The organism is Pseudomonas sp. PB101 (assembly GCF_009764265.1).
Classification (GTDB): domain Bacteria; phylum Pseudomonadota; class Gammaproteobacteria; order Pseudomonadales; family Pseudomonadaceae; genus Aquipseudomonas.
The window spans coordinates 77,174-91,549 of record NZ_RWIR01000053.1 but is presented as its reverse complement, the minus strand read 5'-3'; the positions used below and the strand labels follow the sequence as shown (position 1 = coordinate 91,549).

Below are 14,376 nucleotides of genomic sequence, written 5' to 3'. Positions count from 1 at the left end.
GCTATCGGTGTCGAGGGCCCTTTAGTCTTAGTGGAAGGCGGTAAGATCCTGTGGTTCGATCCCGTTCGCCTCGCAGTAATTCATGTAGCGCTGAAGCGAGGTTTTCCAGTTCTCGATGGCCAGGACCTTGTCGTTTTCATCGACGAAGATGAGGTCGCCGCTCACGATCACCAGCGTCACCATGTAGTCACCGTCTTCAGTGCTGACCACTTCCGGCTGGTGAGTGGATGCGGCGGTCTCGTAGACAACGCTGCCCGGACCCGCAATCCAGTCGTGCTCTTTGTACTTCCAGTGGCCTTCGATGGTGTAGACGATGACGGTGCCAGAGTGATGGTGCTTGGGCAGGACCATGTCGATGGGCGCCTTCATCATCACAATGATCTCGCCGCGAATTGGGTCGAGCTTGAAGTACTTCAGCAGGACGTTGTCTGCAAAAGGGGTGAAGGGAACCCAAGGCAGCGACTCGCCGTGCATGACGGCTGTTTCAACTTGTTGAAAAAGCATAACTATCTCCGTTTCTATTGTTTTTTCCAGAAGCTGACCGCGCGGTTTGACCGACGGCGATGCACGCGCTCGACTGATCCAGCACGAGGCGAAGACCTCTGGGAATTGGGTGAATCAGTTAAGAGGGGTACCGGTCAATGTCGCGCGCAGCATCTTGCGCGGTGCATTGCCGTAATCGGCTACTGCGTAGTGCTGGCACAGCAGGTTGTCCCACATCGCGACCGTGTTGGGTCGCCACTTCAGACGCACCTGGTATTCCGGAATCGCGGCCTGGGAAATCAGGTAATTCAACAGAGTATTGGCTTCTGGCTTGAAGTCCTGGCCGCAACGGACGTCCTTGAAGGTGTAAAAGTTCGAGAAATGGGTGGTGAACGCCGAGTTGACGAACAACACCTTTTCGCCCGTCTCAGGATGGATAAGCACAACCGGGTGCTCAGCGACGGGGTTCTTCGCGGCCATCGCGTGACGATCAGCGATCGGCATCTGGGCGAAAAAGGCGTGCTCGGCATCGTGCTTGGCGTACATGCCATCGATTCGTTGTTTGATGGCCTCAGGCAGGCTTTCATAGGCCATCACCATGTTGGACCAAATGGTGTCGCCGCCGGACTCCGGACCCAGTTCACAGCGCAACACCGCGCCGCGGGGCGGCGCCTTCTTGAAAGTGACATCGGCATGCCATAGGTTTTCGCGGCTGATCTTTTCGACCATATTCTGCTTGTTGGGGTCGAGATTGCGGTACAGCATCAGCAACTTGTCCGCCTCAGGATGGCTGGGCGCAACGGGATGAGCTTCCAGTTCGGCGAATTGCGCCGCGAAATTCTGTTGCTCCATCGGAGTGATGTCCTGATCGCGAAAGAACAGCACTTTGTGTTTGAGCCACAGCGCCCGGATCTCTGCGATCATTTCAGGGTCTTGGGCAGCGTCGGCCAGGCTGATGTTGCTGATCTCGGCGCCGATGTTCGGCGTGCACAGTTCAACCTTGATCGAATGTCGAAGAGCCGAAGGACGGACAATCGCCGGGGATGGCGATGAACTGTTTTGGAAAGCTGTTTTTTTTATCATTGAAATCTCCAGTCTCTGGCGTACGCCGGCATGCAATCGCATGCCCGGCAAATCAGACAGGATCAAAGCGAGCCAGTGGCACCGTTTCGGTTCCTTGGAGAGATGCTAGGGATTGCCGTCGCCCCGGCTTTTGCAAGACGGGACAACTTGTTGGCATTTTCGGACAACGAGGGCAGCTGGGTATCCGGCTTCGTCAAGGCTTTCCGGGAGGGCTCGGTGCGATTTGGGTGGTCCCGGTTGCCGCCCGCGCACGATGCTGTGTGGCCCACTCCGACGGGGACATGCTGAACTGGTGACGGAACCAGCGAGAGAAATCCGCACCGGATGAAAAACCCACCAGCCCCGCGATTTCGTAGAGCTTGCGCTTGCTGGTCAACAGATACTCTTCGGCGAGTTCGACGCGCACCGCATTGACCACGGAAAGCCCCGTCTCGCCAACTTCCGCCAGGCGCCGATTGAGTGTGCGGCGATGCAACCCCAAGTGCTCGGCGACACGATCGATCGAACAGGTTCCGGTGGGCAGCAACACCCTTATGACCTGGCGCGCCTGATCCAGAGGCTCATCGCCCTGGTCCGTCAACTGCATGTCCAGCCAGCGCTTCACTTCTCGATTGAGCTTGGGTGTGGCAGCGGCAATGGGCAGGTCCACGTCGCGAGCCCGACAGACAATGCCGTTGAACTCCTGCCCAAAGTCGATTGCCGTTCCGAGCACCCGGCGATGAACGTCCATCTTGGCTGGACGTTCGTGGCTGAAACAGATGTTCACCGGTTTGAAAGCATCGTGCGCGAGCGCCCGATAGGATCGAAAAATAATACCTGTTGAGATTTCGACCACCTGACGCAAAAGCCCCGGGTATTTCTGCTGGATATCCACATGTAGAAGCACCAGATCTCCGGCGTCTTCAAGGCGCAACTGCACACCGGCGTTATGAAGCCGCATATAGCGCGCAGACGACTCCATCGCCGCGCGCAGAGTGGGCTCCTCACGCATCATCAGGGCCAGCATGCCAAAGTCGGCCAAGTCTCGGCGCTCCGCCATCAACAGGCCGAAGGCTTCCTGGCCGGAAAGCCGTGCCGACTCTTCCAGCAGCCAGCAAACCGAATAGCCGTTGATCAGAAGATTCGGATCGTCAAGCACGCGGGGGGGCAATTTGGCCAGCCGCAACATCCGGAACGGGTCCAGCCCAACTGCGTGGGCGATGGACGCATAGCCGGTCAAACAGGCACTGCGAATCAGGCTGGACATGCGATCACCCGTCCCGTTTTGATAAGTTGGTGTCCTGAATAGCCAAACTCAACCACCCCTATCTCGTCAAGCTCTTCTCGTACAACAACAAGATGACGAGTACTGCGATGAATTTGGAAAATTTCCAGGACCAGCCCCTGCGGGACGTTGACGCTCCAGACGCGTTCGCTCACCACTTCGTTGAGATCAACGGCATCCGGATGCACTACGTCGAGGAAGGCCAGGGCCCCCTGATCATCCTCCTACATGGATTCCCCTACCTCTGGTACATGTGGCGGCGACAGATCCCGGCCTTGGCAGCTGCTGGTTATCGGGTGGTCGCGCCTGACCTGCGAGGTTTCGGCATGTCCGATAGCCCAGCGGCGGTAGAGGCCTATGACATGAGCCAAGCGGTGGGTGACATCGTCTGCCTGATGGAGGCCCTGGGCGAAACCTCGGCGATCGTCGTCGGCCACGACCTCGGTGCCTGGGTAGCCCAAGCCTGCGCCATGCTGCGCCCCGAGCTGTTTCGTGCACTGGTCATGCTGAACACGCCAGTGCCTCCGCGCGGCCGGATCAGGCCCACGGATGGGCTGCGGGCGATGGCCAAGGGCAAGGGCTACCACCACCTGTACTTCCAGCAGCTGGAAAAGCCGGACCGTGAACTGGCCGCCGACACGCGCAAGACCTTGCGCAGCATCTTCTACTCGGTCTCGGGCGATGCGGTCGGTGCCGAGCGCTGGCGCCTGTTCATCGAGCCGGACGAGCCCATCCTCAATGCTTTCACCGACCCTGTTGCGTTCCCCGCCTGGTTGAGCCCGCAAGCGATTGACTACTACGTGGAGGAGTACACCCGTGCCGGTTTCACCGGACCCCTGAACTACTACCGCTGCCGCGACCGCAACTGGGAGATCTCCGCTTTTCTCGATGGCGCAGTGATAAAGCAGCCCAGCATGTTCATCGGCGGTGCCAACGACCCCTCCATCGAGCCGCCACAGATTCGCGGGCTATATGACCAGCTCGAAACCTACCTGGTCGGGCTGCGCAGGAAGGCACTGCTAGCCGGTGTGGGCCACGCCGCGGCGGAAGAAGCGCCAGAGCAGATCAACGCGTTGCTTCTCGAGTTCCTCGAACAACTGGACGACAACTGAGTCGGTCCCTCGTTGGCTATACGCCAAGGTATTTCACATGAACAACAATAAGACGGTGTCCAACATGAATGGACTGATGCAGCAACAGGAGCTGCTTATTTCGACGCTCCTCACCCATGCCGAGCGCCACCACGGCGACCAGGAAGTCGTCTCTCGCCGCGTAGAAGGCGATATCCATCGGCAAACCTATCGCGACCTCGGGCAGCGCGCACGCTGCCTGGCCAATGCGCTCGCCACGCTCGGCGTCAGCTTTGGTGACCGCGTCGGAACGCTCGCCTGGAACGGTTACCGCCACATGGAGCTGTACTACGCTGTATCCGGCTCGGGTGCCGTGCTGCACACGTTGAACCCACGCCTGCATGCCGACCAGGTGCAGTGGATTGCCGACCACGCCGAAGACCGCGTGCTCTTCTTCGATCTGACCTTCCTGCCGCTGGTCGAATCCATCGCCGACAAAGTCTCGACTATCACCCGCTTCGTGCTCATGACCGATCGAGCGCATATGCCGGCGGTTACCTCGATCCCCGATCTGCTGTGCTACGAAGATTTGATCGCAACCCACACCGATGACTTCGTGTGGCCAATCTTCGACGAAAACAGCGCATCGTCGCTGTGCTATACCTCAGGTACTACTGGCAATCCCAAAGGCGTGCTCTACAGCCACCGCTCGACGCTTCTGCACACCCATGCCGCCGCCCTCCCCGATGCCTTGAACTGCTCGGCGCGCGACACCGTCCTGCCGGTGGTGCCGATGTTCCATGTCAACGCCTGGGGTTTGCCATACATGGCCTGCATGGTCGGCGCCAAACTTGTTTTACCCGGACCGTTGCTCGACGGCGCATCGCTCTACGAGTTGTTCGAGGCGGAGAAAGTCACCCTGTCCGCCGGCGTGCCCACCGTCTGGCAAGGTCTGCTCGCCCATGTCGAGGCAACGGGCAAGACATTCTCGACCATGCGCCGGACGATAATCGGTGGCTCGGCCTGCCCTTCGGCCATGATGGCGGCCTTCGAGGACCGCTATGACGTACAGGTGCTGCACGTCTGGGGCATGACCGAGCTAAGTCCGCTCGGGACCGTTTGCACCCCCAAGGCCAGGCACCTCGCCATGGACAGCGCCGACCGCCGCGTCCTGCAGGCCAAACAAGGCCGGGTCGTGTACGGCGTCGACATGAAGATCGTCGGCGATGATGGCAAAGAACTCCCCCGCGACGGCAAAACCTCGGGCGAACTGATGGTACGCGGTCCCTGGATCATCTCCTCCTACTACAAGAGCGACGCCGGGGATTCGCTGGTGGATGGCTGGTTCCCGACAGGCGATGTCTCGACCATCGATGCCGAGGGCTTCATGCAGATCACCGACCGCAGCAAAGATGTCATCAAGTCCGGAGGTGAGTGGATCGGTTCCATTGATCTGGAAAACATCGCCATGGCCCACCCTGCGGTTGCGATGGCTGCGTGTATTGCGGCCTACCACCCGAAATGGGATGAACGCCCGCTCCTGGTCGTGACCCGCAAACCCGGCAGCGAACTTTCGCGCGACGAATTGCTTGGATTCTATGAAGGCAAGATCGCCAGATGGTGGACCCCGGATGATGTGGTATTCGTCGACAGCATCCCACTCGGCGCGACCGGCAAGATGTTGAAGAACAAGCTTCGCGAGACGTTCCAGGACTACCGACTGCCCACCGCCTGAGGGCCTGCCTCCCTCAACGCGCTCGGGCGGGTAGTAACACGTTCCCATGCTTGCCCGAGCCGGGCGCTACTCAAGGCCCGGTTCACGAGTCCGATCAAGACAATCCAATAACAACAAGAAGCGCAGATACAAGGAATCGCCATGAATGTTCACCACGCCCTTGCTGACACTATCGAAACTTCAACCGCCAGCACGCCCCGACTGTATGCCTGGTGCGTATTTGCACTCAGTTTCGGTCTGCTGATTTCAGACTACATGTCACGACAAGTGCTCAACGCAATCTTTCCGCTGCTCAAATCCGAGTGGGCACTGAGCGACTCCCAGCTCGGCCTGCTGAGCGGCATCGTCGGTCTGATGGTGGGCCTGTTGACCGTACCCATGTCATTAATGGCCGACCGCTGGGGCAGGGTCCGCAGCCTGGTGCTGATGGCCGCGATTTGGAGCTTGGCTACACTGGGCTCCGGCTTTGCACAAAATTACCAACACATGCTTCTCGCCAGGTCGTTGGTCGGCATCGGCGAGGCAGCCTATGCCAGCGTCGGCGTAGCTGTAGTGCTTTCCGTCTTTCCCAAGCAGATGCGTGCGACCCTCATCAGCACCTTCATGGCTGGCGCCATGTTTGGCTCCGTACTGGGCATGGCGCTTGGTGGCATCATCGCCGCGCACCTGGGCTGGCGCTCTGCTTTCATCGTCATGGCGATATTCGGTCTGACGCTCGCCATCATCTATCCAGTGGTCGTAAAAGAGCGGCGCCTGGACAACTGCACTCAGACCGCAAACCAACACGCCGAAGCAAACGGCAAGAGTCCACTACGTTCGCTGTTTGCCAGTCGTTCGGTCATCAGTGCCTATATCGGCAGCGGCCTGCAGATGTTCATCGGCGCCTCGTTGATAGCCTGGTTGCCCAGCTACCTGAACCGTTACTACCACATGGGCACCGATCGGGCTGGCATGATCTCCGCCGCCCTGATCCTGGCGGGTGGCGCCGGCATGATCCTCTGCGGCATCCTCAGCGACCGCCTGTGCCGCAAAGCTCCCGAGCGCAAGATTTCCCTGGCCGTCGCCTACTGCCTGATCACTAGCCTATTGCTGTCAGCGGCCATGCTGTTGCCCCCCGGAGTGGCCCAACTGGTAGTCATCGCTCTGGCCATGCTGGTGGTCACTGGCACGTTTGGCCCCGCCGGCGCCGCCATCGCCAACTTGACCCACCCTTCGGTGCACGGCACGGCCTTTGCCATTCTGGCCTTGTCCAATAACCTGCTTGGCCAAGGGCCCGGCCCCTATGTCACGGGCCTGCTGGCTGACGCCTTTGGCCTTGATCGTGCTTTCCAGATGATCCCACTGATCAGCATCGCAGCAGCCCTCGTGTTCTGCTACGGCAAGCGCCACTACCAACGCGATATCCAGAAACTGATGCCGACAGTCGCAGGTGCGACGCCGGCCGGAAGAATGTCATGAACGCCCCCATCAAACTGCCCGTGACACAACCACTGCCCTGGCCCCAGGAGAGTCTTGCATGAGCTCCGCAACCATTGCCTCGCTGGGGGTACGCAGCCAATTGCTGATGCCCGGCTTTATCGTCAGCGCCATGGTCGCCGCTGCGGCCACATTCCTCTCCGAGCACTACGGCGCGCCGGTGATGCTCTTCGCACTTCTACTGGGCATGGCGATGAATTTCCTTTCCGGTGACGGGGTGTGCAAGCCGGGCATCGAGTTCACAGCCCGCGAGATCCTCCGGGTCGGTGTTGCGTTGCTGGGCATTCGCATCACCCTGGAGCAGATCGTTGCCCTTGGCTGGCAGCCGGTTGTGATGGTGGTGACGCTGGTGGTGGTGACGATCCTGGTGTCCATCGTCGCGGCTCGCGCCATGGGCTTCAGCACCTTGTTCGGCCTGCTTACCGGCGGCGCCACCGCAATTTGTGGCGCGTCGGCGGCCCTTGCCCTGGCGGCAGCGCTGCCCAGTCATGAGAAGAAAGAGCGAGCGACGCTGTTCACGGTCATTGGCGTTTCGGCGCTGTCCACCATGGCAATGATCGTTTACCCAATGATCGCCCAATTCTTCAACCTGAGCCCACTCCACGCAGGCTTTTTCCTCGGCGGGACCATTCACGATGTCGCCCAGGTAGTTGGCGCCGGCTACGGCATGTCACACGAGACCGGCGACAGCGCCACGGTGGTGAAGCTAATGCGCGTGGCGATGCTGCTACCGGTAATTCTGTGTGCGGCCATGATCACCCGCGCCCGCGGCGTCGAACCTGGCAGCAAGCGACCACCGCTGCTGCCGTGGTTCGCGGTGGGATTTGTAATCTTTGCCGCAGTCAACAGCACCGGGGTCATTCCACAGATGGTTCAGGACGCCGGCAACAGCCTGTCACGCTGGTGCCTGGTGATCGCCATCAGCGCACTGGGCATGAAGACGCAGCTCAAGGAGCTGGCCTCGGTGGGGATCAAACCCATTCTATTGATGGTGGGAGAAACCGTATTCCTTGGCGCACTGGTGTTGGCAATGCTGCACTGGGCCATGTAAACCGAACCCCTGCGGGGTCATCGCCGCTCTGGTCTAACAGAGCTTTTTGCCGCGTCGGAGCTGTGTACCAGCTGCTCCGTTACGCGGCATTTTTTATATCGAAATTTGCTTGGTCCAGCTTTCCTGCCGTGAGGAAGAGTTATGGAGGCTTGAGTAGTTGCCTCGGTTACCACCTACATACAAACATGACGCCATCAGGCGGTGTCAGCAGTGTTTTTTCGTGACACAGCATAGCCGTCTCGCCCTCTTACGAATGTCCGCTATGGGTCCAGGCTGTGTGAAAACGCCAGTGTTTGTCTAACCTTCTGATCGTCTAGATCGTATTGGGGGCGATCATGAAACGATTCATTGAAGGTGAGGCTCGGACGCAAGTCACGTTGCTGCCTGAGTGCTTGGACGATTACGTAGCCGAAGAAAATCCAGTGCGAGTGGTCGACGTTTTCGTCGATGAACTCGACCTGGGTGCACTTGGATTTGAAGGTGTTGATCCTGCTGCAACGGGGCGTCCGGCCTACCATCCCGCGATCTTGCTGAAGATCTATATCTACGGCTACCTCAATCGGATTCAGTCCAGCCGCCGGCTGGAACGGGAGGCCGAGCGCAATGTCGAGTTGATGTGGCTGACCGGACGTTTGGCTCCGGACTTCAAAACCATTGCCGACTTTCGCAAAGACAACGGCAAAGCCATTCGCAGCGTCTGCCGCCAGTTCGTAGTGCTTTGTCGCAACCTCAATCTCTTCTCCCAATCAATCATCGCCATCGATGGCAGCAAATTCAAAGCCGTCAATAATCGTGACCGTAACTTCACCCAGGGCAAAGTGAAGGCCCGCATGCAACAGATCGAGCAGAGCATTGATCGTTATCTGGCGGCGATGGATTCGGCGGATCGGGCAACGCCCGAAGTGGCCGAGGCCAAGGCCGAGCGGCTGAAAGAAAAGATAGAAACGCTGAAAAAGCAGATGCAAAAACTCAAGGACATCGAGGCGCAGCTTCACGACAGTCCAGACCAGCAAATCTCTCTTACCGATCCAGATGCACGCTCAATGGCCACGAGCGGCCGAGGCACCGGAACGGTTGGTTACAACGTCCAAACAGCTGTCGACGACAAACACCATCTGATCATTGCCCATGAGGTGACCAATGTTGGTAATGATCGTGGGCAACTGAGCAATATGGCGAACCAGGCGCGTGAAGAAATCGAGGCTGAATCGCTAACGGTGGTGGCCGACCGAGGCTATTACAAAGGTCTGGAAATCCTTGCTTGCGAGCAAGCCGGCATCACTACCTTCGTACCGAAACCCCTGACATCGGGCAGCAAAGCCGAAGGCCGATTTGGCAAGCAGGACTTCATCTACGTTGCTGCATCGGACGAGTATCGATGCCCAGCGGGACAGTTACTGACCCGGCGGTATTCGTCGGTGGAAGACGGCATGTTATTGCATTGTTACTACTTCTCGGGCTGCCAGTCCTGCTCAATGCAAAAGCAATGCACCACGGGTAAAGAGCGCCGGGTAAAGCGCTGGGAACATGAAGCCGTAGTCGATGCAATGCAGGCTCGGCTGGATCATGATCCAACGATGATGAGGCGTCGCCGCCAGACCGTTGAACATCCTTTTGGAACGCTCAAATACTGGATGGGAAGTACCCACTTCCTGACCAAAACCCTGCCGAGGGTAAGCACCGAGATGAGCCTTCATGTGCTCGCCTACAACCTCAAGCGAATGATGAGCATCTTCGGCATCTCAGGACTGCTTGAAGTGATCAGGGCGTGAATCCAGCCGCTTGATCGTCCGTGAGTGGTTGTTTGGGCCGCTGACGCGGCCCAAACAGCATTTACGAACGCCTATGTCGCTGACTAGGGCAATTCGCGCTTCCGTCCGCTGGTTTCGCAAGCAACGCCCGTAGCTCTCAGCCTTCGACGTATTCAGTGCGTTTTCACACAGCCTGGGTCGTTAGCGGCCTATCAAACTCGCACCATGCTTCCTCTCACTAGAAGCTTCCCAAGCTGATAACGAGGGTTTGATTCCCTTCACCGCTCCACTAATTTCAAGGCATCCACCGGTCTATGTACGTGACTGCAATCAGTTGGAAACACTACTGTGGGCGTGACAGAGCATTACATTCGTATGCGCAAAGGCATGAAAGTGACGCCTACGAAATGACCAGCGGAGAACGAGCTACAAATCTCCGACGAGGAGAAGACCTAGGGGCCGTTTCGGAATCAAATGCCGCGGGTGCAGCGTACAAGGCCATGTGGGATACTTTATGCCTCACCTGAGGATCAGCGATGGCTCTACCGACCGACACACTAGGACCGTTTGACGTCAGGACTGATGACCTGATCCAGATCGAGGCTGGCCAAGCCGTCGAACTGTTCCGACAACTTCTTGTAATCGAGGCCAACAAGGCCGGCATTCCTATCACCGGCGTCGATGTACCGGCAGCAATCAACATTGCCGATGGCGGAATCGACGCCGAAGTCGCCGTCGCTGGCCTGTCCGGAGCTTTGCTACCAGCAGGCCTAATTTCCGAAGGTCTGACCCGCTACCAAATCAAGACTGGAAGCTTCTCTGCATCGACGCCCTCTGATATTCGATCGCTGCTCGTCCAGCCTAAGTTCGCCAAAGGCGACCACCAGCGTACAAAGGAGGAACTCCAGCCACGAGTGCTTAGCTGTTTCGAGAACGGCGGGACCTTTATCGTGGTGCTTTTCGGCTCCGATCTGGTCGGCGCCGCAGATGATCACGGGGCGACTCAAGTCAGCGAGTTCATGACGGCAATTGATCCGTCGTTCGCGCATGTCGCAGTGCGGATTATCCGGGCGAACCAGCTATGCTCGGCGATCAAAGTACTGGCACCCGGTATTGCAATGCGACTGAACAGCGTTCAGGGCTTCGACGACGCCGTCTTCCATGACCTGTCGTTCATGGCTGACTCCTGCGACCTCGAGATCAACGTTTACCAGCCGACGGAGGAACTTGACAGAGCGGCTGAGCAAATAAAGCGAGCTGCCGACAGTGTTAATGGATTCGAGCACGTGCGTGTGCTGGGAGACGCAGGAGCCGGAAAGACACACCTTATGTATCGTGCGCTCAGTGCTTCGCAACTCAGTGGCTGTGTCCTGTACTGCCGGGATCCAGAGGGGGCCCTGGATAGCGGGCCGATGATGGCATTACGGCAGATGGCACGGAATACCACCATCATCTTGGTCGCAGATGAATGCGACCTAGAAACTGCAGAAGGGTTGACGGCGTTATTCAAGAAGCTGGCGATCAAGATGCTACTCGTAACAGCAGACAATGTGGCTGAGCCTGCCAGTGCTCATGTGAACACGCAGGTCATCGATGTGCCGCGACTCGAACAACCTGTGGTCGCAGATATTTTCCTGGGCTATGGAATTCCTCTGGACAGCGCAAGCTGGTTAGCAAGCTTGTGCGAGGGTTCGCCTCGGGCGGCTCACCGGCTTGGCCAATATATTCAGAACAACCCTGACCAGCATCCAGCTCAGCAACTGGCTCACCTGGATCGACTCTGGGACCGTATTGTGTGTGCGCCCCACAACATCGATTCATCTGAGGGCCAAGACAAGCTGGCAGTGATCCGGACGCTGGCGCTGTTCCGGCAGGTTGCATGGGATACTGCAGAAGGGCCGGCGGTACAGACTGCGGTGTTGGCCTCGTTGAAGTATATAGACCCGAGTTTTTCTCAGCACAGGCTGTCACTCTCTGTCTTCGCGCTGCGAAAACGACGGGTGCTACAGGGGCCACGAACGCTGCTGATATCTCCGAAACTCCTCCACGTTGCCATGTGGAAGAGTTGGTTTGAGCAGTACGCCCACATGGTAGATGTCCTGCAACTTCGAGAGGGACTCGAGGTCCGTATGCAGCAGCATTTCGATGCAATGCTTGAGTTCGCCAGGGAGTCAAAGGCAGCGACAGCATGGGCGGATCGTCTGATGGGAGAGGACGGAGTATTTAAGTCTCTTTCGGGCTACAAAACCGCCAGTGGCGCCAGTCTTTTTTTCGCGATAGCGCAGGCTAAACCCAAGGTAGCCCTGCGCCGTTTTGCTGCTGCCTTGGGTTCTGAAACAGTTGAGAGTCGCCGTAAGTTCATCGGAGATGCGCGACGCACCGCCGTCCACCGGCTCGAGCAACTTACAATCCCCGCTGAAACGTTCTTTGAAGCCACGGAATGCTTGCTGCTGCTGGCCGAGTCCGAAAACGAGAGTTGGTCTAACAACTCGACCGGCGTGTTCATCTCACTGTTTAGCCTTGGACATGGCACTGTTGCCGCTTCTGAACTGTCGCCCGTCGACAAGATCGACTACTTGCGCAAGTTGCTGCACAGCGAGGTGCCGTTCCGAAGGGATATTGCCGTTCAGGCCTTGGGCAAAAGCCTTGACCCATTCATGAGTCGGATTTGCATCGAGGAAGTGATCGGATTGAGGCGTCTGCCCGACCGCTGGACGCCGGAGACCTACGGCGAGCTATACGACGCGTATGCTGCCCATGTGAGGCTACTGGAAGAAGCTGTCGACTACCTGCCAGCTGCAGAAGCAACTGGGGCAGCGACGGCGATCTTGAACCACGTCAGAAGCCTTATCTTGATCGTCCCGCTGACCGAAACGATCCTCGTCTTTCTGCGCCGAGCCGCAGTGATACCAGGCTTGCGCGAGCATTGCATCGAGACCATCGTGGCCACCCTTCACTACGAAGGCAAAGCTTTGTCTGAAGCGGTTAGATCTGAACTCCACGCTATCCGGGCTGACCTTACTGAGTCTTCTTTCTCGAACAAACTTCACCGCCATGCAGGTATGAAGCTGATCGAAGACAACTTCGACTCTGAGGGCGAGTACTCTGATGCAGCGGGGGCGGAGCTGATGCAGCTTGCCGCCGACGTTGTAGCAAACCCGGAGTTGTTGGTTCCCGAGCTGGCATGGCTTATCACGGACAAGGCAAAGAACGGATTCCAATTTGGGCAGCTTCTCGGTCAAACCGATGACCTTCAATTATGGCCCTCCATTGTTTCGGCATGGATCAAAGCTGGCGAACAGCGATCCGACTTCTTCATTGGTGGCTATCTCTCCGCATGTCACGTCAAGAACATTGACTGGTGGGAACACACCGTCGAAAAGCTGTTTGAGAACGCTGAGCTTCGCAGTTCCGCGCTTGGTCTCATCTGGCGCTCGGGGATGAGCGACCGCATAGCTAGGTTCCTCCTGGCAATGGGGCAACAAGGCGATATCGACCCGACGGCTTTTCGCTTATTCGTCTATGGCGGTATCGTCAACCAACTGCCACGAGATGTATTTGAAAGCATTGTCGATCTGCTACTGGAGAGCGATGACCCGAATGCGCTCGATGCAGCGCTGGATTTTCTTGATTCACGGCTGCGAGGTCACGCCAACGAATTCAGCGCCCTTTCGACCCGCATCGAGCGAGTGTTGAGTTCGGCAGTGTTCGTTGAAGGGGCGCCGAGGGAGCATTCGAACACCATGCTGCAGTTCCGCTGGAAGGAGCTCGCGAACCGACTGCTTGACTTCAATCCCGATGCTGGGGCGAGGCTAGCGGTGAGCTGCATTGCTAATTTCGCTAATGTCAACAGCATTACCGATGGCTACCGCCCAGATTCGTGGAAGTTCCTGTCTAGGGCAGCGCAGGCAAAGCCCTCCATCATCTGGAGAGCAATTGCGCTGCGGCTAGAAATGCAACGAAAAGATGTAGGGACTTGGCATCTGTTGAGCTGGCTTCGAGGTGGCCTATCGATAAGTGAGGCCGACGGGTCAGCCCTTGAGGCCATACCGGAGTCCTTAGTCTTTGAATGGGTGGATGTCGACGCCATACATCGCGCAGGGCTTCTTGCCGAGCGTTGCCCACCGATCATCGCTAGACCGGATGAGCCGGCCAACTTCGCGCGAAAAATTCTTGAGCGTTACGGTGCAATTGAGCAGGTTCGGCGTGGCTTACACGCCAACAATTTCACTGGGGCCTGGAGCGGGCCAGCTAGCGATCATTACCGCCAAAAGCTCGCAGCTCTGGACGCCCACTTCGACATCGAAACCAACGACAACGTCCGCATGTGGCTAAAGGAACATCGTGAACAGCTTGAACACTTCATTGAACAGGAGGTAGAGCGGGAACTCCGGGAAAGCGAGTATTGAGGCCGATGTGTCGCTTCAGGAGGTCAAGGCTTGGTCGGTTCTCGCGGCTAAGAC

Annotated in this window: 9 protein-coding genes; 6 read left to right on the top strand and 3 right to left on the bottom strand. The window is 57.9% G+C overall.

Annotated elements, in window-relative coordinates:
* Window positions 1-27 precede the first annotated feature (27 nt).
* The 3 genes from EI969_RS16575 to EI969_RS16565 all read right to left on the bottom strand — a co-directional run bounded on the left by EI969_RS16575 (window position 28) and on the right by EI969_RS16565 (window position 2,812).
* Entirely contained in the window at window positions 28-504 is a 477-nt protein-coding gene (locus tag EI969_RS16575) for a 2,4'-dihydroxyacetophenone dioxygenase family protein (RefSeq protein ID WP_095964963.1), read from the bottom strand.
* A 114-nt stretch (window positions 505-618) separates the two neighbouring features.
* Window positions 619-1,488, bottom strand: coding sequence for a TauD/TfdA family dioxygenase (locus EI969_RS16570; protein WP_223524318.1), 870 nt, complete (start codon window positions 1,486-1,488; stop codon window positions 619-621).
* Between the two features lie 271 nt (window positions 1,489-1,759).
* A complete protein-coding gene (locus EI969_RS16565) occupies window positions 1,760-2,812 on the bottom strand; it encodes an AraC family transcriptional regulator (RefSeq protein ID WP_160388730.1) in 1,053 nt (350 codons plus the stop codon).
* A gap of 107 nt (window positions 2,813-2,919) precedes the next feature.
* Here EI969_RS16565 and EI969_RS16560 point away from each other — a divergent pair, with 107 nt between their 5' ends.
* The 6 genes from EI969_RS16560 (at window position 2,920) to EI969_RS16535 (ending at window position 14,322) form a co-directional block, all read left to right on the top strand.
* Window positions 2,920-3,942 (top strand): alpha/beta fold hydrolase, encoded by a 1,023-nt coding sequence (locus tag EI969_RS16560; protein ID WP_223194218.1) that lies wholly within the window; start codon window positions 2,920-2,922, stop codon window positions 3,940-3,942.
* A gap of 37 nt (window positions 3,943-3,979) precedes the next feature.
* The gene (locus EI969_RS16555; RefSeq protein WP_305989803.1) at window positions 3,980-5,635 is read left to right on the top strand and encodes a 3-(methylthio)propionyl-CoA ligase; all 1,656 of its coding nucleotides are present in this window, start codon (window positions 3,980-3,982) and stop codon (window positions 5,633-5,635) included.
* A gap of 141 nt (window positions 5,636-5,776) precedes the next feature.
* Window positions 5,777-7,093: an MFS transporter gene (locus EI969_RS16550; protein ID WP_160388729.1), complete on the top strand. Its 1,317-nt coding sequence runs from the start codon at window positions 5,777-5,779 to the stop codon at window positions 7,091-7,093.
* Between the two features lie 58 nt (window positions 7,094-7,151).
* Entirely contained in the window at window positions 7,152-8,162 is a 1,011-nt protein-coding gene (locus EI969_RS16545) for a YeiH family protein (protein ID WP_160388728.1), read from the top strand.
* A gap of 335 nt (window positions 8,163-8,497) precedes the next feature.
* Window positions 8,498-9,934 carry an IS1182 family transposase gene (locus tag EI969_RS16540; RefSeq protein WP_160388727.1) on the top strand — a complete coding sequence of 479 codons (1,437 nt, stop codon included), beginning with the start codon at window positions 8,498-8,500 and terminating at the stop codon, window positions 9,932-9,934.
* Between the two features lie 515 nt (window positions 9,935-10,449).
* Window positions 10,450-14,322 carry a hypothetical protein gene (locus tag EI969_RS16535; protein ID WP_160388726.1) on the top strand — a complete coding sequence of 1,291 codons (3,873 nt, stop codon included), beginning with the start codon at window positions 10,450-10,452 and terminating at the stop codon, window positions 14,320-14,322.
* Window positions 14,323-14,376: the final 54 nt, after the last annotated feature.